The 21,523-nt window shown below is 42.5% G+C and carries 16 protein-coding genes; 8 read left to right on the top strand and 8 right to left on the bottom strand.

The window, feature by feature from the left end; translation table 11 throughout:
• Positions 1–867 carry a DUF3530 family protein gene (locus tag A7985_RS15335; protein WP_065791338.1) on the bottom strand — a complete coding sequence of 289 codons (867 nt, stop codon included), beginning with the start codon at positions 865–867 and terminating at the stop codon, positions 1–3.
• 117 nt (positions 868–984) lie between these two features.
• Between A7985_RS15335 and A7985_RS15330 the strand changes: the two genes are divergently transcribed.
• Together A7985_RS15330 and nhaD are read left to right on the top strand one after the other, a co-directional pair.
• A complete protein-coding gene (locus A7985_RS15330; RefSeq protein ID WP_370671169.1) occupies positions 985–1,923 on the top strand; it encodes a DUF368 domain-containing protein in 939 nt (312 codons plus the stop codon).
• Positions 1,924–2,262: 339 nt separating this feature from the next.
• Positions 2,263–3,660 (top strand): sodium:proton antiporter NhaD, encoded by a 1,398-nt coding sequence (gene nhaD, locus A7985_RS15325; RefSeq protein ID WP_370671171.1) that lies wholly within the window; start codon positions 2,263–2,265, stop codon positions 3,658–3,660.
• Between the two features lie 13 nt (positions 3,661–3,673).
• On the opposite strand, the gene A7985_RS15320 is transcribed toward nhaD, so the two are convergent.
• The 5 genes from A7985_RS15320 to A7985_RS15300 form a co-directional block, all read right to left on the bottom strand.
• Positions 3,674–4,660, bottom strand: a complete 987-nt coding sequence (locus tag A7985_RS15320) for a 6-phosphofructokinase (RefSeq protein ID WP_065791336.1) — start codon at positions 4,658–4,660, stop codon at positions 3,674–3,676.
• 79 nt (positions 4,661–4,739) lie between these two features.
• Entirely contained in the window at positions 4,740–6,569 is a 1,830-nt protein-coding gene (locus A7985_RS15315; protein ID WP_176716760.1) for a choice-of-anchor I family protein, read from the bottom strand.
• Positions 6,570–6,748: 179 nt separating this feature from the next.
• Positions 6,749–7,147 carry an MmcQ/YjbR family DNA-binding protein gene (locus tag A7985_RS15310; RefSeq protein ID WP_065791334.1) on the bottom strand — a complete coding sequence of 133 codons (399 nt, stop codon included), beginning with the start codon at positions 7,145–7,147 and terminating at the stop codon, positions 6,749–6,751.
• Between the two features lie 827 nt (positions 7,148–7,974).
• Complete coding sequence (locus A7985_RS15305; protein WP_141685381.1) at positions 7,975–10,107, bottom strand: bifunctional diguanylate cyclase/phosphodiesterase; 2,133 nt, start codon at positions 10,105–10,107, stop codon at positions 7,975–7,977.
• Between the two features lie 296 nt (positions 10,108–10,403).
• Positions 10,404–13,091 carry an insulinase family protein gene (locus tag A7985_RS15300; protein ID WP_065791333.1) on the bottom strand — a complete coding sequence of 896 codons (2,688 nt, stop codon included), beginning with the start codon at positions 13,089–13,091 and terminating at the stop codon, positions 10,404–10,406.
• A gap of 147 nt (positions 13,092–13,238) precedes the next feature.
• Between A7985_RS15300 and sixA the strand changes: the two genes are divergently transcribed.
• The 6 genes from sixA (at position 13,239) to yegD (ending at position 20,189) form a co-directional block, all read left to right on the top strand.
• The gene (sixA, locus tag A7985_RS15295) at positions 13,239–13,706 is read left to right on the top strand and encodes a phosphohistidine phosphatase SixA (RefSeq protein WP_065791332.1); all 468 of its coding nucleotides are present in this window, start codon (positions 13,239–13,241) and stop codon (positions 13,704–13,706) included.
• Positions 13,707–14,390: 684 nt separating this feature from the next.
• Complete coding sequence (locus tag A7985_RS15285) at positions 14,391–16,718, top strand: TonB-dependent receptor (RefSeq protein ID WP_065791330.1); 2,328 nt, start codon at positions 14,391–14,393, stop codon at positions 16,716–16,718.
• A gap of 132 nt (positions 16,719–16,850) precedes the next feature.
• Positions 16,851–17,150, top strand: coding sequence for a hypothetical protein (locus tag A7985_RS15280; protein ID WP_065791329.1), 300 nt, complete (start codon positions 16,851–16,853; stop codon positions 17,148–17,150).
• Positions 17,151–17,176: 26 nt separating this feature from the next.
• Positions 17,177–17,830 (top strand): HAD family hydrolase, encoded by a 654-nt coding sequence (locus tag A7985_RS15275; RefSeq protein ID WP_065791328.1) that lies wholly within the window; start codon positions 17,177–17,179, stop codon positions 17,828–17,830.
• Positions 17,831–17,900: 70 nt separating this feature from the next.
• Positions 17,901–18,746, top strand: a complete 846-nt coding sequence (locus A7985_RS15270; protein WP_065791327.1) for a DNA ligase — start codon at positions 17,901–17,903, stop codon at positions 18,744–18,746.
• Positions 18,747–18,827: 81 nt separating this feature from the next.
• Positions 18,828–20,189, top strand: coding sequence for a molecular chaperone (yegD, locus tag A7985_RS15265; RefSeq protein WP_065791326.1), 1,362 nt, complete (start codon positions 18,828–18,830; stop codon positions 20,187–20,189).
• On the opposite strand, the gene A7985_RS15260 is transcribed toward yegD, so the two are convergent.
• A complete protein-coding gene (locus A7985_RS15260) occupies positions 20,186–20,644 on the bottom strand; it encodes a methylglyoxal synthase (protein ID WP_065791325.1) in 459 nt (152 codons plus the stop codon). The two genes, yegD and A7985_RS15260, sit on opposite strands and share 4 nt — an antisense overlap.
• A 12-nt stretch (positions 20,645–20,656) precedes the next feature.
• Positions 20,657–21,295, bottom strand: a complete 639-nt coding sequence (locus A7985_RS15255) for a LysE family translocator (RefSeq protein WP_065791324.1) — start codon at positions 21,293–21,295, stop codon at positions 20,657–20,659.
• Positions 21,296–21,523: the final 228 nt, after the last annotated feature.

Raw genomic sequence — 21,523 nt, 5'->3', positions numbered from 1 at the left:
TCAAAGCTGTCTTAAGAATCCCGATAGCTCTTTTCTCAACCTTTGATGTTGTCGCTCTTGGGTATGCTGGCCGAACAGCTGCCTTTGACGATAGTCGTACTTGCTATTGCGTTTAGCCCATCTACGACGCGCTTTTATCGTGTGTAGCACCGCTGGGTTGTCATATGAATAATACACGTCTAGCAGCGCTGGGCTCACTAGTGAAAGGCTCGCTGGCAAATGTTTGTTTCTATTTGGATTGGCTAACTGCGCGCTAACGGTAATAAGTGCATCTACGCGAATATTTGGCAGTGTGGCGAGATACTCAGTGATGAGCCCTGCACTGTTTCCAAATGCTAGAATGGCAATATGTTCACTTTCTCTCAGGGCTAGCGTTTTATAAAGTGCCGAGAATCTTGCAACGAGTTCGGATTTATAGTCATTGAGAGCGGTTTCACTTATAACGGAAACATCGGTAGCTTTGTTGGTATCTTCGTTGTCTGTACTCGAAATCGCATTCTTCATCAGATCGGGGCCATGATTAAAGCTCGGCGAAGGTATGACATAAGTATCATAGCCATCATCATTCAATGCTTCTCTTAAATAACTTAAGCCATTCCCCTGTACAGGGCTCTGTTCTATGCCAGGCAACATGACGATGATGCCGCGTTTGCTGTGACTCATATATTCTGAATATAAAACAGGGATTTCTCTTTCATCATCTTTAATTGTGATAAAGGTGTCGGCCGGAAGCCAATGATTTAGGTCTGATTCAATGACTGCAGACTTCGCTAAAGGGGCGACATGTTCGACGGCGAAGCACACCGTAGTGAAAAACCCAAAACATACGTAGCATAAAGAGATAAGAGAAAATCGGAGACCATTCATTACAGATTGCTTTAGTGACCCGCTGTACTTAAGTATCGACAGTAAAGCCATGAACTTTAGTATTTTGGTGAGGGAATTTGATACACTGGGAAAGTTGACGTTATTGGAGGTAAATCGGTGTCAAATAAGACAGATAGCAAACGGGATTATTTATGGTTGTTTTTTAAAGGCGCAGGCATGGGAGCGGCCGACGTTGTGCCTGGCGTTTCGGGTGGCACAATCGCGTTTATAACGGGTATTTATGCTCGTTTATTGGCAGCCATTAAAAGTGTTGATTTGAGCGCGCTCCAAATGGTACTGAAAGGCCAGTTTAAAGAGGCTTGGGAACATGTCGACGGTAGTTTTTTACTGGCCGTATTCGGAGGCTTGATCACCAGTGCGCTGTCTTTGGCTAAGTTGATAACGTATTTGCTTGAACACCATCAGCTGTTAGTGTGGTCATTTTTCTTTGGGCTGATTATTGCGTCTTTTGTTTATATCGCCAAAAAAGTTGATAAGTGGCAGGCAACCCACATAGCGAGTTGTATATTAGGCGCAGCGATCGCCTATGTGATTACATCAATGAGCCCTGCTGAAGCACAGGCGCAAACATGGTTTTACTTTGTTGCAGGTAGCATTGCTGTTTGTGCGATGATATTACCGGGGATCTCGGGCAGTTTTATTTTACTTTTACTCGGTATGTATGGACATGTTCTAACCGCTTTGAATAATAAAGAGGTGGTTTCAATCGGTCTATTTTTACTTGGGTGTATTTGTGGACTGATGATGTTTTCAAGGTTTTTATCTTGGTTGCTAAGTAAGTATGAGCAAGTCACGTTTGCACTGTTATCAGGGTTTTTGATAGGTTCGTTAAATATGCTGTGGCCATGGAAAAAAGTAGTCACAACTTATGTAAACTCCAGTGGTATTGAAAAGCCGCTGATGCAGAAAAATATCTCACCAATGGAGTTTACACATCTAACTGGCCAAGACGCGCAATTAGCGATATGCATTGCATTGGCTGTAGCTGGTTTGGTATTAATTCTTACTTTGGACCGTATTAGTCAAAAAAACTAACGCTTTCTCTAGTAGACGAATATCGCCGTAAATAGGTCTCTATTTGCGGCATTTTCATGTTGGGCACGTTGGGTGCGATCGACTACTCTAAATCTTCTTCGACCCTTAATTTTATTTTCACAATGATTTTATAAGCTGAACATCAGACGAAGTCTTATTTCTTAAAGACAGTCTTTTACATGCCATATCGTAAAATAACTGTAAATGTAGACTTGTGTACAATGCCACAGGTGTAAAAAGTGTGTTACCTTCTGGCGAAGATGTGCTCACTTATTTAGGAAAAGCCTTGAAATGAAACATGTAGGGATAGGTTGCCTGCTATTTTTCTGTCTGCTGGGAATGAGTTTTTCAGCGTTTGCTTCTACTTCTCAACTCGATTTAACTGCAAATACCCTTGGGTTTATTTGCATCGCTATCTTTGTCGTTGCCTACACGTTGGTGATGCTCGAAGAAAAGCTCCATATGCGCAAATCAAAACCTGTATTGGTTGCAGCTGGCCTTATATGGATTTTAATCGGTGCCTACTATGTTGAACAGGGTATGCCAGAAGCGACAGAGCATGCTTTTCGTCATAATCTACTAGAGTTTGCAGAGTTAATGCTCTTCTTGCTCGTTGCTATGACTTACATCAACGCGTTGGAGGAGCGACGCTTGTTTGATGCACTGCGTACTTGGATGGTGCGTAAAGAGTTTAGCTATAAAACGTTGTTTTGGCTAACGGGCTTTCTTTCCTTCTTTATCTCACCCATTGCAGACAACTTAACAACGGCACTGTTGATGTGTGCAGTGGTCATGAAAGTGGCAGAGGGTGATAAAAAGTTCATCAATTTGAGCTGTATAAATATCGTTGTTGCTGCAAACGCAGGTGGTGCCTTTAGCCCCTTTGGTGACATTACCACCTTAATGGTGTGGCAAGCGGGTATGGTTAAGTTTAACGAGTTCTTCGTTTTGCTAATCCCCGCGGTTGCCAATTACGTTGTACCTGCGGCAATCATGAGCTTTTTTGTCGCCGACAAAAAACCCAATTCAAGTTGTGAAGTGGTTGAGTTAAAACGTGGTGCCTTACGAATTTTAACCTTGTTTTTACTCACAGTTGCAACGGCGGTCATGTGCCATAGCCTACTTCATTTACCGCCAGTATTAGGCATGATGATGGGGTTGGGGTATTTACAGTTTTTTGGGTATTTTCTTCGCGTGACGCTGCCAGGCTCTTTGGCTCGCAAAAAAGCCATGGCTGAACGAGAAGGCGATCAAGATAGACTTAGAAAGCTGGGCAGCGTTGTACCTTTCGATGTTTTTAGTAAAGTTTCTCGTGCGGAGTGGGACACACTCTTGTTCTTTTACGGCATCGTTATGTGTGTTGGGGGACTGGGCTTTCTTGGCTATCTAAACTTAATGTCGCATGTATTATATGGTGGTTGGTCAACGACGGGGGCCAATGTGTTCTTGGGGGTTATTTCAGCTGTCATCGACAATATTCCTGTTATGTTCGCGGTATTATCTATGCAGCCAGACATGTCCCATGGCCAGTGGCTGTTGATTACGTTAACAGCTGGTGTTGGTGGAAGCTTACTATCCATCGGTTCCGCTGCGGGGGTTGCATTAATGGGGCAAGCGAGAGGTTATTATACCTTCTTTGGCCATTTAAAGTGGACGCCAGTTATCGCCCTAGGTTATGCAGCCAGCATCATGGTCCATTTATGGTTAAATGCGGATTTATTCGATATCTACGGCTAAACCAATGTAGCGCCTAGGTATAGGTTAAATGTTTGTAGACTGAGTGTAATGCTTGGTCTACCGGTTTATTTTGTTCTGTGGCTCGAATAATACAACTTCTGGTAAGCACACCATTCACTTTACCTATCATGACACCAGAGTCGGTCAGAGCGGCACTGACTGCTTCAATACCAAGCTCAGTTGCGAGAATTCTATCTTCAGGTGAAGGACTCCCGCCTCTTTGAATATACCCCAAGACACACACTGCACTTTCAATTTTGGCGGACTCGAATAGTGATTTCTTGAGCCCTTGTGGGCCTTCGGGCCAGAGGTTTTCTGCGAGGACAATAACAAAGCTACTGTGGTTATTCTGTTGCTGCGTTTGGATTTGCGCAATGAGTGAATGCTCAACATGCTTGAAATCATCGGTAGGGCAGTTTTCGAAAGATAAGATTCGCTCAGCCGCTGTAGCTAGGCCAACATTGAATGCGATATGGCCACTGTGTCTGCCCATTACCTCCACGATAAAAACGCGTTCAAAGGCATTGGCGGTATCCCGAATTTTATCTATGGCTTGTGTTGCGGTATTGACAGCGGTTGCAAAGCCAATTGTACTGTCTGTGCAGGCCAAGTCATTATCTATGGTTGCTGGCACGCCAATAAGCCGTCCAGACCAAAATGCTTGTAGTGCCATCATACCACGAAATGAACCATCCCCTCCTATGACAATAAGGGCATCGATTTTATGCCGTTTTAGAGTACTGGCGACTTGTTTAACGCCTGCGTCATCATGCATTTGAGGGCAGCGAGCACTTTTTAAAATCGTGCCACCATATTGTGTGATTGGCCTAACGACTTCAGGAGAGAGGAGCTGGTATTCATCCTCCATCAGCCCATTGTAACCATGATAAAATCCAAAGCACAGGATGTCCTTTGTGTGACAAGATAACACGATGGCACGAATGGCGGCATTCATGCCCGGCGCATCGCCGCCGCTGGTAATAATTGCTAACCTTTTCATGGCAAACTTCCAATGTGTCTATAGCTTGCTGTTAGCTCTTATCCTAGACAGCGATGCTTAAATGTCAATGATTTAGCGATTACTGCTGAGCGATAGACCACACAGAAATACTACCAGAAATCTCATTGCCTACAACGAGCAATGGGTTGCCAGTAGGGCTGTTTTGCGCACTGATGAACACCATTCCCTCGGGTGCTAAGTCGCCGCTAATATCCGCATCTTTTTGCAGGCCACGATTGATCATGTACGTATTCATCGTAACGTTGAAAGGATTGGTAACGTCATAAACAAGGATTCCTCCCATGCGCTCCAAACCGATAAATGCATAGGTGCGCTCACCAATCTCTCCAACGGCAAGTGCTTCAGGCTCAGCACCCTTCGCATCCGATCGAGTGTCTCCTGAGTTTTCATCTTCATCATTATTAAATGCTTCACCATGGATGGCGGCTGTGATTTTGCCAACATCATCACCTGAGTCATATATTCTGTGACCATTGTGGTCCCAGATTGAAAAAGAACGACCGCCGTATGTATAGAGCTCTTCATATTGATTATCATTATTGGCATCGCCAAGTACAGTGGACACTTTTAAACGGCCAATGTCTTGGTCGTCGTTATTTAAGTATGAAAAATTGCTACTGAGCGTCAGGTCTTCTGCACGAGACTCGTCTGTGTATGCCAAGCATCCATCGTCCTCGTCGAAATCGATACCACCTTGTGCAAGACAAGTGGCTTCATCTTGAGAGTCAAAGAAATACTCTCTTCCGTCACCTTCATTGGCCGAGATGATAAAGTTTGCGCCTTGCCATTGATATGTTGCTAAAGAATCAGGTTGGTACATGCCATAAAGGCCAGGATAGGATGCAAAATTTATCTTGTCGTCTTTGTCTGATGCATCGAGTGTCCAATTGCTCCAGTCTTTAAACCCGAACCCTTTTACAGCCAGCGTGTTGGTTTCAAGATCGACAATGGCCATCGCATTGTTTTCTTGAAGAGAGACATAAGCATATCGCCCATCTTTGCTTACTGACACATACTCAGGCTCCAAATCCATAGAAACCGTAGTGGTGATTGTTTTGCCTTTTATAATTCTGCCAGTTGGGTTCGCAAACACAACGCCTTGTGCTTCTAGTGTGGCTTGTTGGGTGTCAAATGCATTAAAGTCTAGCATAGTGGCAGTGTCCGCAATCTCGCCATTAGTTGTATCTATGATGGCGATGCTGCCTTCAGGATCAGCGCTGTAGTCACCTTTGGGCTCTCCTTCGTTAGCAACAATCGCTTTATTGCCATCTGGGGTAAAAGTGACCATATCTGGTAAGTCGCCAACGGTAACGGATTTGATAAATTTGACTGAGTCTTGTGCAATCTCGAAAAATAGAATTTTACCTGCTGTTCCTGTTTCTTTGGCTACAGCTACGGCCATTAAATTACCGCTTATCGCTACACTGTTTGCATCACCAGTTTCGAATTCGCTGAGGTTAATTGTTGTGTCGCTCTGCAAGTTTGTATTGGTGATCACGCCTTCTGTATTTTTCGTCAGGGTATCCGCATCGAGTTGGGCAATATTGATGATTTCTATCGTAGCTGGTGACATTGAGCTATTTAGTGCAAAAATCCGTTGGCTTTGTGCGTGATAAGCGACGATTTCAGCTGCGCCTTCAGGACTTTGTGCATTCAATACGGCACGCCCGACTAATGTGGGTACTAATTGAATGGTTGCAGGCTGACCAGTAGCGCCAGTTTCCCCTTTATCTCCTGTGTTTCCTTTCTCGCCAGCGGGTCCCGCCGTACCGGTTTGTCCTTGTGCGCCTACCGCACCATCTTTGCCATTTGAGCCATCATCCCCATCCAGTGCGCAACCAATGAGTAAAGTAGAAAGTGCAAGGGGCAGTATTAGTTTGTTCATTATTAGATATCTCCTAAAGCAAAAATTTACTTGAGAAGTGAATCACAGGGGTTTGACGAAAGGATTACAGACTTGCAGATTTAGCAAATATATTGAGAGGGTAGAGGCTGTTTTAAACTTTGGATATAGGCTGGCTATGGCGTGTTAAAATGGCCCTCGCACAAGGTGCGAGGGAGGCCAAATTAATTATCACCAGAGGTGATACGAGCTAACTCTTCTCGTTGAGCTGTCGGTAAATTGTCCACTACAATGTTGTAGGAGTCATCAATTAACTGTTTAAGCTCATCTTCAGGTATGCTGCCGTCAAGCACTATGGTATTCCAAAGGCGCTTATTCATGTGGTGTCCAGGTACAATTGACGAATATTTGTCGCGCAGCAACAAAGCCTCATCGGGATCGCACTTAAGATTTAACCACCAAACGGGTTCACCGCTTGCATTTGTTTGACCCTCTTTACCTTCATAAAGAGTCGCAAACATTTTATGTTGCACTTTATAGACGTCTACCTCTTGTGCAAACGGCTTTGTAATAAAGGTTCCAGGCTTTGCCTGTAAATATGTATGTACACTCTTCTGATCCATAGCCCGTGTCCTTGAAAAAACTATATTAATTAATACAACATGGGGCTAATTTTAGCAGCTATTGAGAGATTTCTGTAATATGTAAGGTCTAATGCACACAAACAATGTGATGTATGCGCTCAATAAGTATTCAAAAATTCACGTTAGCGATTTTATTAAACAAGTTAATTTCATAATCTGTTGAAAAACCGTCGGTTATTCAAGTGAATAATGGTTACTTTATTCAGTTCGCCTTTATATACTTTAAATCGCCTCAAGTGTGTAAAAAACACACTACACAAACCGGCCTAGCTGCAAACTACACCATGACCAAATGATCTAACAAGTACTGCGTTGACTACTTACTACTAACTTTAGCTTAGTATAAGCGATTTCACTATTTAGATTTACAGTAATAGGGCTTTTGACGATTTATTCAATTCAAAGCTTTGCCAAACATTTTTATCTTTGACCCAGAGTCAGTGAGATAAAGCGCCCGTCATGGAAAAGGAACGAATTGCAGTCAATCCCAACAGGCGAATCATTGAGCAAATCATAAAAAGTTGTTTTTTATGAAGTTTTCTTGATTTATCTGTTGGAGTACCTATTTCTAGAACTAAATACCTACAAATACTTGTATCTTCAAGGCTGGTATTAAATTAAATAATGCAATATTTTGCAACAATTTATGTCATTTTGGCTGATTTCCACTCTAAATACGGCTGGTTCGATTGATAAATGAGCGTTTTGTTCTAAATGTGAGCAGCGAGAAAAGTGTTGGCGATTTTTATGCTGTAATGACTGTAATATAGAGGTTAGTTGGGTAATTCGGCACTTTTGAATGAGTTTTAATTAACGAGTTGTAGGCTCGGTTTGTGCTCAGATTCAGACTCTAAAAATCTCTCGAATTCGTCACTAGACAATGGCTTAGAATAATAATATCCCTGCAATGTTTGACAGTCTAGTTGTTTGAGCAAGGCGAGTTGCTCTTCTTCTTCAACGCCTTCTGCTACGACATGCAAATCGAGGTTATGGGCGATAGTCACTATTGAATCGACCATGTTACGGCCTCGATCACTGCCCATATCATCGATAAATGCTTTATCTACTTTCAGCGTGTTCAGTGGAAATTGCTTTAAGTAAGCGAGGGAAGAGTAACCTGTGCCAAAATCATCCATAGCAAGATGGATTCCCCTCGAGTTTAACGAACGCATAATTGAAATAGCTTCTTGAGGGTCGTCCATAACTGTCCCTTCAGTAATTTCTAGCTCTAGAAAATAAGAAGGTAGTTGATTTTTTTGCAAGATAATATCAATGCGTGCAGTTAAGTCCGGTAAGCTGAACTGTTTAGCGGATAAGTTGACTGCAACGCGGCCATTAAACAACCCTTTGTCCACCCAACGCTTAACATCTTTACAAGCTTTATCTAAAACAACTTCACCTATTTCGATGATTTGGCCTGTTTCTTCGGCTATCGGAATAAATACCCCGGGACTAATAATGCCTTTCTTTGGTGTTATAAAGCGAACCAGTGCTTCCATGCCAACAAGTTTACCAGTACGAATGTCCATCTTTGGTTGGTAATAAACGACAAAATGATCTTCTTTTAGACCAAATCGCATTAAGTTTTCTATTTGTAGGCGTTTAACTGCCTGCTCGTTCATCGAATCATTGAAAAACAGATAGTGGTTTCCTTTCTGTTTGGCATGATACATAGCGGTATCAGCATTTTTGAGTAGGATCTCAGGAGTCTTGCCGTCTTCTGGAAAGAGCACGATACCGACGGATGAGGTAATAACCAATTCATGGTTCGCCATTTTAAAGGGCGTGGCGATGGCTGCAAGAAATTGCTTGGCAACTTTTGTTATGGTGTGAATATCGTTAGTACCAGACATAACGAGCGCAAACTCATCACCACCTAGGCGATAAAACGTGTCTTGCTGCCGACATAGTTTATTGAGTCTCATGGCGAGCTTAGACAATAAGCTGTCACCGAGCTGGTGGCCTAGAGAATCGTTTATTTTTTTAAAGTTATCTAAATCAAATACCAACAGGGCATGATGAGTGCCTTGCTGAGACAGCTTCTTAAGGTTAGTAAAAAACAAGTTGCGGTTTGGCAGGCCTGTAATGCGATCGCGATTGGAGAGGTTATGCAGCTGAGACTCTGCCTTTTTTCTTTCGGTTAAATCTGAAAAGACAACAACATAATTCGTTATATGGCCATGACTGTTTTTGATTTCATCGATTGTAACTTCAATCGGTAACATCAAGCCCTGTTGGTTATATATTTTTAACTCTTCTTGCCAGTGCTCAGTTTCTTTTAAAGCAGACTTAATCTGTCTAATAAATCGGCTGTCGTATCCGGGTAGCTGAAATTCAGAATGAAGGTATTGGGTACGTTTACCGCCAAATATGCGTAAGTAGCTGGGATTTAAATCGACCAACTTGAAATTATTATCATATATTGCAATCGCGTCCGTTAGCGATTCGACACACTTAGCGAACAGGTTTAAACGTTCTTCGGTACTTTTCAAGTGGTTAATATCACGTACAGTGCCGGTCATTCTGAGTGGGTTTAAATTTTCATCTTTGCTAATTACCTTACCTTTATCCAGTACCCAGTGATACTGATTCAGATTATCTTTCAGGCGATAAGAGGCTTCGAAAAAAGCTGTTTTTTCAGCAAAGTGAAGTTTAAGCTGTTTTTCCACTATCGGTATGTCTTGAGGGTGTATCCGGCTGGCATTAGGTATGAAATGTTCACTTTTAGCTTCGTTGAGTGCATATTTGTCATTGATGCGGATAATTTCACCTGACTGAATATTCCAGTCCCACAGGGTATCACCACTCCCTTCAACCGTGCTTTTTAGCCATTTTTCTGACATACGTAAGTTGGATAAAGATCGAGATGCTCTGCGATTTAAGATAAGTAGTATAAAAAAAGGAGCCAATGCAACCATGGCCACAGTAACAAATGGCATGGGGTCACTGAAGATAGGCTCTACATATGGGTGCGCATGCACTGAAGTACTCAGAATAAAAAGGGCAATAAGAGCTGTGAATATGCTTATATTTTTTTTATGTACCATAGTGCAAGAGTTCGAAGTAATCTTCACTAATCTAATCGAAACAGCATGTCTTAGTCAAAGCAAAATTGATGAAACACAAAAAGAGTAAGTTAGAAACCTGTTGGGAACGAGATTATTTCGCATAATGGCTGCCAATGGCGGCACCATCGCTTGTTAGTGCCGCCTTATGTGGTCAGGTATAAAGTGCGCTAGTTCATTTTTAATGTAAGGCTTGGAAAGTCAGAGGCAGTGACTTTAATAATAAACAGCTTGAGCTGTTCGAAAGTGAGTGCATTTAGGCTTTTTAATAACTGTTCTTGCATCGAGAAGGTATGGTCATCATTGCCAATTGCGACCCAAAAGCGCTGAGAACGCAATCGAAGGTTTTTGTCTTTTTCAGCAATTTGTGATTTTAAACCGGATTTGACATCCTCCCAGTGGGTTTGTTCTAGTTCATCAATATGTGCAACAAATTCCTGTATGAACAAATCATGGTGCGCCAGCAGATCTGCACTTGTAAACTTAGGTGATTGAATATAAAAAGCGATTCCAGCTCTTGTATTAAAAGGCGCATAGCCCGCACCGACTAAGTACCCTAACTGTTTTTGTGTTCTCAGTTGTTCAAAGTAGTGCTGGCTAACCAATTGATTAAAAGCCATGATCTTAATTTTGTCTTCAACACTATGTGTTGGCGCTTGTATATAGTGAACAAATGCGTGCTCGCTATTTTCTTTGGTATACGCTTCGCACAGGGGTTGTTCAATCGTATTAAGTGGCTTTTTCAGGTCTTCTAGTATTTCACTGGTCGCAAAGTTACATAATAGCTGCTGTTGAATGGCTTTTGCGTGTTTGCGTTGCCAGTTCCCGTGCAAAAATGCTTTGGCGTGTATTGAGCTAAATAATGCTGAGCGAAACGCATTGAAATCGTTAAAGCACACATTTTTAAGTGCTTTCGCCAGTGCCTCTGGTGTTGGGTTCCAAGGCATGAGCTTAGCACCCAAAATACTAAACAATTCACTTACAGGCTTATTTTTATTGTGGTTCTTCCAGTGCCTAATGAGCTGCTTTTTATATTCTGCAAATCTTGTTGCACTGATAGGCTGTTTTTGCAGTGCTTCGACTAATTGTGAGGCTAGTTTTAGCTGGCAAGAGGACAAGCCTGCTGTGTGAAGGGTTAAGCCTCCTTGATGAGAAGTAAGGTGATAGCTTAGCCCAGCCAATTCCGCTGAGTAGAATTGTTCTGCCACACTGTCCATAAAGAGATCTGCAAAAAGCCGTGTTAGTGCCATCGCTTTGGTATCAGCGATGGATATTTCGGAGTCTAACTCTAGGTAAAAGTGCCCTTTGGTGACCCTAAAAGTAGCATCTTGCTTGAACCAGAACTCAAAGCCAGGTTTATCTTTTAGCTGTGTTGGAGACTGTGCTGTGGATTCGACTGCAAATAGGGTGTTGTCGTGTGCTAAATACGGATTTACACTGGGTAACATCATCTCAGGAAGTGGAGATTGGATATTTGCCAATGCATTCAACCATTCCGTGCTAATTTTTTCTACCTGATAAGGGGTGTTGTACCATTGAGCAATTTTATTGATCGTTTCGGTTTCATGTGTAGCACTTGGGTGTATCATGACCAAACGCATGTTATGTGGCGACAAATAGCCCAATAACTGTTCATGGAGTGATTCGTTAAACCCTTCCATACAATAATCACCATAGAGCACGTTTTCATCATCATAGTGATGCATGTTCACGCTTACATTGCTAACCCAGTCGATCAGTTTATTGACCTCTTGGTTATCAAAAGCCAGTTCCAACAAGCGTTTCTTGTCTAAATAGAGCGCGGGTAAAGAAGCTTTCTTATCTTTGATCAGACTGATGTATTCAAATAGCATTTCGACAATGTCTTCATAATATTCAATGCCAGCATCTGTCAGTGCGAAACTGATATTAAAATCCTTGAAGTTACTGCCATTCACTCCGCCGCCTGCCGATAAAGCGTTTATCCAGCCATTTTTTTTCAATATAGCGTATAGCGAGCCATCCCCTTCATAACCCAATAAATGTGCAAGAAAACTTAAACTTTTATAACGATACAGGTTTTTAATATCCGGCATGGCAAAGCTTACAATCAGTTTTTGTAAGTGTTTGCGGGGCTGAATATGTAACAGCAATCCAAGGTCTTGTTGACGGTACATAGATGCACTGATAGGGGGCTTTTTAGTATCAGAGCCTAAAATCGCGCTGAAATTAATACGTGCTAACTCGGTTAATTCTGCAAGGGACTGTGGCCCAGCCAGCACCAGCGTCATCCATTGAGCTTGGTAGTGAGCAGTAAAAAAGTGCGTAACTTCTTTACGAATGTGTCCGTCTTTATCGCCCAGTGTATCGTGATTCCCTACAGAGAACTTTGTGAAGGGGTGCGCTGGATTGACAGTCTCTTTGTGTACTTGAATAATCCGTCTGTTGTCATCTTTGACTTTGAGGTTAAACTCAGAGTCAATGGCATTTCGTTCATCGTTAAGGGCTGATTCTTCAAACAGTGGTGCAACAAAAAAATCGGCAAAGCGTGGCAATATGTCCGCAAATTTGTCTGCACGTACATCAAAAAAGTAACAAGTGTGCTCGGTAGCAGTCCATGCATTGGCGTTTCCACCAAATTGGCTGACGACTTGAGAAAACTCTCCTCGGTTAGGGTATTGCTCTGTACCTAAAAACAGCATATGCTCGATAAAGTGCGCCATACCTTGTCGATCGATAGGGTCGTCAAAATGGCCTATATTTATTGCCAAAGAGGATGCAGACTTCTCACTGCTTGGATCATTAACAAGTAGCACCCTAAGACCATTGTCCAGTGTCAGGTGTTTATATTGTTTATTATCATTGTTACTTAATTTCAAATGTGCGCCGCCGATATATAAATAAGTGAGATAGTCTGTCGAATACGTAAATTACTAACGGTTATGAATCTTTTGTTTTAATATAGCGGACAAATAACTAGGTTTACTACTGATATAGATAAAAATTTCGATACTTTTCGGAGAGCTATGAAAACCTTATTGATTATGCGACATGGCGAAGCTGGGCCAATGCAAGCGGATGATGCAGCTCGATTGTTGACTGATAGAGGACGTGCCCAAGCTTTTGAGATGGGTCAGTGGTTGTTAGAAACCCACGCTCCTCAGGCTGTTTTGGTTAGCCCTTATACTCGGGCACAGCAAACGGCACTTGAAGTCAAGCAAAGCAATCACTTTGTGTTCGAAGAAACTTGCACAGATATTGTGCCAAGTGGCAGTGCCTCATTTGCGGTAGATTATATTGAGACCTTGATAAGCATGAATGAAGAAATTGATTCTTGGTTGATAGTCGCGCATATGCCGATAGTGAGTTACATGGTAGATCAGCTAGTGCCCGGCGAGATGCCTATTTTTGCCACAGCCAGTGTGGCGGTTTTGAAATATGACCCAGATACGCATAAGGCCTCTTATGTGGGTTTGCATTCTCCAAGCATATAACCCCTTCAGTTAATTACACCCACTCTTCATGGCATCTGGCAGGTGACACCTGCTGATGCATTGGGGCAGATCAAGCAATCTAACTATACGCGTTCAATTAAAAACGTTTTTTTGGAACCTATTTAAATTCTCGTACTCTATAAACTTGTGCTAGGCGCATATGTTTCAAATATGCGGTCTAATGTCCTCTCTTAGTTGAATGGGCTTAGATAGAATGCGCATGCTTTCATGACACCGGTTACCATTTTGGGCGATTGTAACCGGTTATAATTAATTTTTTGCTAGGTTGTCCATTTTGGTGCATAGCTTAGCTATTTTTGAAACATCAACGAAATATTGATGTTTTGTTTAAAGAATAGGTAAAAAACTATTTCCTGACCACAATATTTATTTTTTTATAAGGACAAATGTCCGCTTTTTGTTGCTAAAAGTTGTAAAGTTTGACCTAACGTCGTCGAACGTTGTAAAAATGTGTGTAATTTATGTGTTTATTTGAAGCATTTTAAAAATTTGCTGCTATAATTACGCCCGTTGCGTTCAGCCTCGTTTTTCGCTTTGCACTCTCGAGTACGAGGTCCGCGTTGTTTGTCATTAACGCGCAAAATTGAACGCCATAGCCAATGTGAAACGGCGCCCAATTTACCGTTGAACTCAAAGAGTGCATAAAAAAGGTCAAAAACCAACATGAAAGCAATGAAAAGATCTACGTTAGCAACTTTGATCAATGCAACGTTGTTCTCTGCTGTGGCAGGTACTTCATTCACAACGCTTGCTGAAGAAGAGCAAGCAAAAAGTAATCAACTGGAAGTGATCCAAATTACAGCACGTAAGCGTGTTGAAAATGCACAAGAAGTGCCAGTTTCAGTGTCTGCATTACAAGGCGACAATCTTGACGCCTACAGTTCAGCTGGTATGGATATCCGCTTTATGAACGCTAAGATCCCGAGCTTATCGGTAGAATCTTCGTTTGGACGTACATTCCCGCGCTTTTATGTCCGCGGTCTTGGCAACACCGACTTCGATCTAAATGCTTCACAGCCTGTTTCTTTGGTTGTTGACGAAGTTGTTCAAGAAAACCCTATTCTAAAAGGCTTCCCTGTATTTGATATTGAGCGTATTGAAGTACTTCGAGGTCCTCAGGGAACGTTATTTGGCCGTAATACTCCAGCCGGTCTTGTTAAATTTGACTCTGTAAAACCAAGTCAAGAATTTGATGGTTATGCATCAGTTTCATACGGTAGCCGTGAGTCTGTTGACTTTGAAGGTGCTGTAGGCACAGGTCTGACTGATAGAATTTCTACGCGTGTATCTGTATTGTGGCAAGAACAGCCAGACTACATCGATGTGCGTTCACCTGAAGGTGTAACCAATGAGTTCGCAAAAGATGACTCTCTAGGTGGTTACAGCGAAAAAGCTGCTCGCGTTCAATTTTTATATGAAGGCGATGACTTTACAGGTCTATTAAATTATCACGTTCGTGATCTAGATGGTCGTCCAATTCCATTCCGTGCGAACCTGATCGAAAAAGGTTCAAACAATATCAACCCTGCATATGACAATGACGTTGTCTACCACGACGCAGCCTCTCGCGCAACTCAACAGGTAGAAACACAAGGGTTGAGTTTGAAGTTAGAGTGGGATCTTGCTGAACACACAGTAACATCGATTTCTGCATGGGAAAGTGCTGAAATATACTCGCGCGCGGATATCGATGGTGGATATGGCGCTGTATTTTTACCTCAGTCAGGTCCTGGGTTGATAGCTTTCCCATCTGAAACTGCAGATGGTTTACCAGAGCACGATCAATATACTCAGGAATTGCGTTTGTCTAGTAACTACTCTGGTGACTTTAATTACCAAGTGGGCGTGTTCTTGTTTGAAGAGGACATGACAATCGAAAGCTTTAGTTATGATACATTGGCGTTCGATACTGCCGCGGGCAATTACGGTGTTCAAAACGGTTATGCAGTGCAAACTCAAGACACGTCAGCTTGGGCTGTTTTCGGTTCATTTGACTACACAGTGTCTGACAAATTAGACGTGACTTTAGGTCTTCGCTATTCTGACGATGAAAAAGAATTCCGTGCAGAACGCACAAAGAGCCCTGTAGGTAGAGCTGACTCTTTGGTTGGCACAGCAAACCCAAGTGACAGCCATGTAAGCTGGGACTTAAGTGCTACATATAAACTGACAGATGACGTTAACTTGTTCGCGCGCTTAGCGAATGGCTTCCGTGCACCGAGTGTTCAGGGTCGTATCCTATTTGGCGATGTCGTCACTGTTGCTGAGTCAGAAACAACCAATTCAATTGAGTTTGGTGTAAAATCTGATGTACTTGATGGCCAAGGCCGTGTAAACGCAACTGTTTTCTATTATCAAATGAGCGATCAGCAGCTAACGGCTGTTGGTGGTGGTGCAAACTTTAACCGCCTACTTAACGCTGACAAAACGAACGGTTACGGCTTTGAGCTTGATACCGAGTGGGTTTTAACTGACGAACTGAATGCAACATTTAACCTAAGTTATAATGAGACAGAGTTAGATGATGCTGACCTTGAAGTCGGTGCATGTGGTTCTGCGTGTACAATTCAAGACCCGTTCCGTCAAATACCTAACCAATTTGCTGCAGATGGCGATGGTATGGATGAGATTGCAAATATTGATGGCAACTCTTTACCTCATGCGCCTAAGTGGATTGCAAATGCTACTTTACGTTACTCAACAGAGCTTGGTGAAGGTGAATTCTTCACGTATGCAGATGCGTCTTATCGTAGCAAAATTGACTTCTTCTTATACAGAGCAGCCGAGTTTACTGGTAAAGAGTTATTTGAAGTAGGTTTACGTTCTGGTTACGCTTGGGCTTCTGGTGATAACGAATATGAAGCTTCTGTATTCGTAAGAAACTTATTTGATACACAGCGCGTCATTGGTGGCGTTGATTTCAACAACCTAACAGGTATGTTGAATGAAGAACGTTTCATTGGTGCTGAATTTAAGGTTCGCTTCTTCTAATTAACTGAAGTGAAGCAAACCTTTATAAACCCGTGTTATTGATAAAATAGCGCGGGTTTTTTATTTCTTTAATGCAACTGACCGAATTAGTTGGTACAGTCGCAGCGTAGTAATTAGTAAGAGGAGTTAAACATGTCTGGATTTTGGAACTATCGCGTGATTTATTGTGAAGGCAAAGACAACGAGTCAGCGCTATACCAAATTCATGAAGTTGAGTATAACATCAACGGAAAGGTAACGAATTGGTCAGAGACTGGCGCCGCTCCTTTTGGACATACCATTGAAGATTTACAAGCAGACGCTGACAGGCTGAAATCTGCTTTTGAAAAGCCAGTATTAAAGGTGGTTAGAAAACAACGTGGTTACGAGCTAGTCGAGGTTGAAACTGGTGAAGAAGCCTATGCTGAGCCGCCAGCTGCGCTAAAAGGCTAACTTACATTTAAAGAAAAGGAGTGTTTATGGGTATACAAGCGTTATTATTTGATTTTGACGGTACATTGGTAGACTCAGAAACACTTCATTACTTGAGTTGGTGTGAGGTCTTAAAGCCACTTAAGGTACACATTGAGGAGCAGACTTTCTGCAATGAGTTTTCAGGTGTTCCCACCGTGAAAACTGGCCAGATATTGCAACAACGCTATTCTCTACTGAAAACCGCACAGGCACTGGCTGAAGCAAAGAACCTTCAATTTATAGAGACTGCAAAAGTTCACAAGCCTGTACTGATGCCTCATGCAAGGGACGTTTTGTCGCTGTGTGCCCAGAAATTTAAACTGGCATTGGTGACTGGTAGTACAACGGCAGAGGCAGTCCCTGTCTTGTCCTATTATGGTTTATTGGATCTGTTTGATTGTGTGATTTGCAAAGATGATGTAGCGCATCCTAAGCCCAATCCTGAACCCTATCTACAAGCTATGCAGCGGCTTAATATATCGCCGGATCAGGCAATTGCATTGGAAGATTCTCATACAGGGCTTTTGGCCGCCGTCGAAGCCGGTGTAAAAACGATAGTTATTCCTCATAAACATTCAAAGAATCAAGACTTTTCAAGGGCTGCTTGGCTTTGTGATAATCTAGAGTCCGCTTATAAAAATGTAATAACGGGTGGATAGTCTGTACAAATAAGCTGAAAGTGCTACTTTTTAAACGGGATATACGTTTTTATCTGCAAAGGGAAGTAGCATGAAACAACCTATCATTTGGCCTATTGCCATCATTGTCGCGTTTATAACGACCCCTCTTTTCGCTAAACAAGCACCAGATGTTCAGCTAGCCAAAGTCTACGCTCAACAACAACCCGTCCACCGTTACTTAGTCAGTGAGAAATATGACGGTGTGAGGGCAATTTGGGATGGTAAACATCTCAAAACCCGCAAAGGCAACATCATTCATGCGCCTTTTTGGTTTACGGCTGTATTGCCCAATCGCTGGCTAGATGGAGAGCTTTGGGCCGGGTATAACAATTTTGCTTTTGTGAGTAGTCTAATTCGTCGAAAAGTCCCCGATCATGAAAACTGGTTGCAAGTACAATATCTTGTATTTGATGCCCCAGATGACAAACAGTCTTTTGAAAATCGATATCAATCGTATAGAAAGTTGATTGATGAGTTACCTAGTATGCACGTCAAGGCTGTTGAGCAGTTGCAATTTAATAATAAGTTGGAGCTGGACGCATTTTATCAGAGCGTGTTAGCACGCGGTGGAGAAGGAGTGATGTTGCATGAGAAGCATGCCATGCACTCAAATGGCCGAACGGCGCGAATCTTGAAGTATAAGCCTAAATTTGATGCCGAAGCGGTTGTTATTGCACACTTACCGGGAAAGGGCAAATATGAGGGGATGATGGGGGCAATCAAAGTCCGCATGCCATCCGGTGTAACGTTTAATATTGGCACGGGTTTTAGTGATATGCAGCGACAGGCTCCGCCCCCGATAGGCAGTACCATCACTTTTCAATACCAAGGTAAGACCAAATACGGTAAGCCTAGATTTGCAAGCTTTTTGAGAATAAGGGAGTCGCTGCAGTAAAGAGCCACTTAATGCCTCTTTAAATTATTTGCGGGCTATGCTACATTTCGCGGCCTTTTTCCTAACAGTTGTGAGGTCGCAATGGTTGTCGGTTTTGATTATGGTAGTTCAAATTGTGCAATGGGTGTATTGCAGCAAAACAAGGTGAACTTGGTGCCATTGGAACAAGGTAAGCACTATCTACCTTCGACATTATACGCACTTCACAATTCACTGATATCCGATACGGTTGCCAAAACGCTAGATACAAATGCGCAAAACGCGTATCGTCAAACGAGAGCGGGCATTCTTAAAAGTGCGCAATTTGCTCGACATGATCTGGATTTAGAGAGCACTGAAAGTGGCGTCTTCGTTGGACAAGAGGCGATTGAAGAATATATTTCAATGCCTGAGGAAGGGTATTTTGTTAAATCTCCTAAATCTTTCTTTGGTGCCATTGGCCTGAAACCAGAGCAAATCTCATTTTTTGAAGATATTGCCAGTGCGATGATCATTGAGTTAAAGCGCCGTGCAGAGCTCCACTTAGGAAAAACACTGACTCATACAGTGATTGGCCGACCGGTTAACTTCCAAGCTGTGGGCGGAGATGAGAGTAACCGTCAAGCATTAGAGATTTTGAGTACGGCGGCAAAGCGAGCTGGCTTTAAGGAGGTCGAATTTTTGTTCGAGCCGCTCGCTGCTGGTATTGATTTTGAATCTAATTTACAGCAGGACCAAAAAGTATTAGTTGTGGACATTGGAGGCGGGACCAGTGATTGCTCGTTTGTACAAATGGGTCCTAGTTTTAGAGGCGCACTCGACCGCAGTAATGACTTCCTCGCGCACACAGGTAAGCGAATTGGTGGAAATGATTTAGATATTGCCTTAGCGTTTCATCAACTGATGCCGATATGTGGCTTAGGCAGTGAATTTAAGTCAGGTCTGCCTTTACCTCATCAAATATTTTGGCAAGCATGCAAAATCAATGACATTCAAATGCAAAGCGACTTTTATAGTAGTGCTTTTGGGAGAGAGTTGGTAACAATGCAGCGAGATGTGAAAGAGGCCCAAAAACTGGCTCGCTTACAAGTTATACATAAAAATAAAATGACGCATCAATTTGTTAGACAGGCAGAGTTGGCAAAAATAGCGCTCAGCACACAAGTTGAACACTGCTCAGATCTGTCTTTTCTTGAAACACATTTATCTCAATCTCTCAACGTTACCCAGCTTGAAGAATCTGTACAATCGAGTTTATCGCAAATTACACATTTAGCTCAGCAAGCGATTATTGATGCTGGCGCGCAGCCTGACACCATTTATTTGACCGGCGGCAGCGCCCAGTCACCTCTCTTAAAACAAGCTTTACGTGAAGCCTTAGGAGAAATCCCTATGTTGAATGGTGATAACTTTGGTAGTGTCACCGCAGGCCTCACAAAGTGGGCTGAGCGTATATATCGTTAACTAAGTCGGTTTTGTAAGTAAGCTTTATAGTCGGGTTGTTGTCTTGGCAACTCGCTATCCATAAAAGTTGATGTCATTAGCATATCGGCGGTCGCTTCATTACACGCGACGGGTATATTCCAAACTGCGGCTAGGCGAAGCAAGGCCTTCACGTCTGGGTCATGTGGCTGAGATGAGAGCGGGTCCCAAAAGAAAATCAGCATATCTACACGCTGTTCAGCAATTTTTGCGCCGAGTTGCTGATCTCCTCCCATTGGACCACTGAGTAATTTTGTAATTTCTAAGCCAGTTTTAGCTTCTATCAAATTACCTGTTGTTCCTGTTGCAGATAAGCTGTGCCCGCTCAGTATATTTACATGATTGGCGCACCAATCAACCATTGCTTGTTTTTTACCATCGTGTGCGACTAACGCGATGTGTTTTTGAGCGGGAATCATTGATAGTTTATGTTCCATTAGCAAGTCCTTCTATAACAAGAGGTTTATCGCCAGAGCTATAAATATGGCACCCGATATTCGGTCTATCCATATCGGTGCTTGTGGGTGGGCCCGAAAATACCCTGCAATTTTATCTCCTCCATATACATAAGCACAATCGATTGGAAAAGCCAATATGGGGTAGAGGAGGCCAAATATAGCCAGTTGTAATGTGGTTGAGGCATCCAAAGAGGTATCAACAAATTGAGGAATAAACGCAATGAAAAATAGCGCAACTTTAGGATTGAGCACTTCGGTCATCATTGCTTGAAAGGTGACATTTTTATTCGGTTTAGTGGTATCTACCTGTTCATCTTGTTGGTCGTTTGACGACTGACTCGCCAGAGTATCTTTGAGTGTCATAATGCCTAAATAAGCGAGATAAGCGGCACCCAAGTATTGTACTGTGCTGTAAGCCGTCTCTGAAGCCTTCAAAATAGCGGAGAGGCCGATAACCGCGAATAAAGTATGTACTACTCCACCTAATGCGAAGCCAAGCGCGCTTTGCAAACCAGCACTTTTTCCATTGGTGAAGGTTTGCGCCATTAAAAATGCATTTGATGGGCCAGGGGCAACAGCAATAACAAGGCTTGCTACAGCGAAAGAAATTAAGTATTCGGGGTTCAGCATAGGGAGTTGTTCTTTTTTTAACTTCGGGGCTAGTTTAATGTGTTAAGAAAAGTTTGAAAATGTTTTATTGTAATTTATAAAAACTATGCGGGTTATTAAGCCCGCATAACAAGGTTGGGGGATCTTGAGTCTATCAATCTAAACAATGCTAAAAGAAGTCAAAAGTCTTCTAAACAACAGCCTGTAAGCTATTGAGGTACAGTATGCCTCTGCTATGTGACAATTTTA

The sequence above is a fragment of the Pseudoalteromonas luteoviolacea genome, from assembly GCF_001696455.1.
Taxonomy (GTDB): domain Bacteria; phylum Pseudomonadota; class Gammaproteobacteria; order Enterobacterales; family Alteromonadaceae; genus Pseudoalteromonas; species Pseudoalteromonas luteoviolacea_C.
Note: the sequence above shows the minus strand (reverse complement) of the source record. Positions and strands in the feature narration are given on the sequence as shown.

Excerpts from the sequence above, each read along its gene's own strand:
- nhaD (WP_370671171.1), top strand. The coding sequence starts at position 2,263 with ATGAGTTTTTCAGCGTTTGCTTCTACTTCTCAACTCGATTTAACTGCA.
- A7985_RS15320 (WP_065791336.1), bottom strand. The coding sequence starts at position 4,660 with ATGAAAAGGTTAGCAATTATTACCAGCGGCGGCGATGCGCCGGGCATG.
- A7985_RS15275 (WP_065791328.1), top strand. The coding sequence starts at position 17,177 with ATGGGTATACAAGCGTTATTATTTGATTTTGACGGTACATTGGTAGAC.
- A7985_RS15270 (WP_065791327.1), top strand. The coding sequence starts at position 17,901 with ATGAAACAACCTATCATTTGGCCTATTGCCATCATTGTCGCGTTTATA.
- A7985_RS15305 (WP_141685381.1), bottom strand. The coding sequence starts at position 10,107 with ATGCCATTTGTTACTGTGGCCATGGTTGCATTGGCTCCTTTTTTTATA.
- A7985_RS15335 (WP_065791338.1), bottom strand. The coding sequence starts at position 867 with ATGAATGGTCTCCGATTTTCTCTTATCTCTTTATGCTACGTATGTTTT.
- A7985_RS15310 (WP_065791334.1), bottom strand. The coding sequence starts at position 7,147 with ATGGATCAGAAGAGTGTACATACATATTTACAGGCAAAGCCTGGAACC.
- sixA (WP_065791332.1), top strand. The coding sequence starts at position 13,239 with ATGAAAACCTTATTGATTATGCGACATGGCGAAGCTGGGCCAATGCAA.
- A7985_RS15260 (WP_065791325.1), bottom strand. The coding sequence starts at position 20,644 with ATGGAACATAAACTATCAATGATTCCCGCTCAAAAACACATCGCGTTA.
- A7985_RS15255 (WP_065791324.1), bottom strand. The coding sequence starts at position 21,295 with ATGCTGAACCCCGAATACTTAATTTCTTTCGCTGTAGCAAGCCTTGTT.
- A7985_RS15280 (WP_065791329.1), top strand. The coding sequence starts at position 16,851 with ATGTCTGGATTTTGGAACTATCGCGTGATTTATTGTGAAGGCAAAGAC.
- A7985_RS15285 (WP_065791330.1), top strand. The coding sequence starts at position 14,391 with ATGAAAGCAATGAAAAGATCTACGTTAGCAACTTTGATCAATGCAACG.
- yegD (WP_065791326.1), top strand. The coding sequence starts at position 18,828 with ATGGTTGTCGGTTTTGATTATGGTAGTTCAAATTGTGCAATGGGTGTA.